This window comes from Amycolatopsis sp. SID8362 (assembly GCF_010550475.1).
Classification (GTDB): domain Bacteria; phylum Actinomycetota; class Actinomycetes; order Mycobacteriales; family Pseudonocardiaceae; genus Amycolatopsis; species Amycolatopsis eburnea.
The window spans coordinates 1-899 of record NZ_JAAGNB010000946.1 but is presented as its reverse complement, the minus strand read 5'-3'; the positions used below and the strand labels follow the sequence as shown (position 1 = coordinate 899).

The 899-nt window shown below is 73.0% G+C and carries 1 pseudogene; it reads right to left on the bottom strand.

Going from position 1 to position 899, the window contains the following annotated elements:
* A pseudogene (locus tag G3I65_RS29375) lies at window positions 1-798 on the bottom strand (hypothetical protein); the annotation flags it as partial.
* Window positions 799-899 lie beyond the last annotated feature (101 nt).

The window sequence follows — 899 nt, the reverse complement described above, 5'->3', positions numbered from 1 at the left end:
CGCCGCCGGCCCGGGCAGCGCCGGCGCCGGGGCGGTGACCTGCGCGGTCACCGTCGCGCCGCGGCCCTTGTCCGCGATCACCTCGGTCTGGTGGATCGCGGGCCCGGCCGGCTCGCCGAACGGGTCGTCGGCCTTGGCCTGCTCGTCCACGGTCACCCCGACCTCGATCCCGGGCGGCCCCGTCTCGGCCTCGTCGAGGACGACGGTCTCCTCCTGGAACACCTCGATGTCGCCGTGCCCCGGCGCGTCCGGGGTCAGCTCGTAGGTAAGCGAGCCCTCGTGCTCGACGGAGATCGTGCCGTCCGGGTTCTCGTGGATGACGACGCCGGCGTCCTGCACGATGTCGATGTCGGTGTCCCCCGGGGTCCCGTCGCCGGGCACGACGAGGTGCTGGTGGTCGGTGTACACCTCGTCGCGGCCGTGGTTGTGCACCACGAACCGTTCGGTCGCGTCGATGATGAAGTTGCCGAACTCGTCTTCGCGGACCTCGATCTGCTCGAACTCCTCGACGGTCGGCAGTTCTTCCAGCGGCAGGCCGTCGGCGGTCTCCGGGTGCCAGACGGTGCCGGTCTGCGCCTGCACGTGGCCGTCTTCACCGCGGGTGACCGTGCTGGTCTCCACCTCGGGCACGTACTCGTGGGCGGGCACGTCGTGCGCGGTCTCGGCCGCGGCGGGCTGCGGTGACGGCGTCGCCGGGGTCGAGCCCGGGGTGAGCACGTTGCCGGCCACTTCGGACGCGACGGCGCCGGCAGCGGCCGCGGCGCCCTTCCTGATCTTCCCCTTCGGCTGGTCGGTCACGACAGGACCTCCGCCCTGGCTTCGCTGAGCAGGATTCCTTCGCACGTGCGGACCAGCACGCGCGCCGCGTCGCGGACGTCGCGCGGGGACGCGGGGTGCTC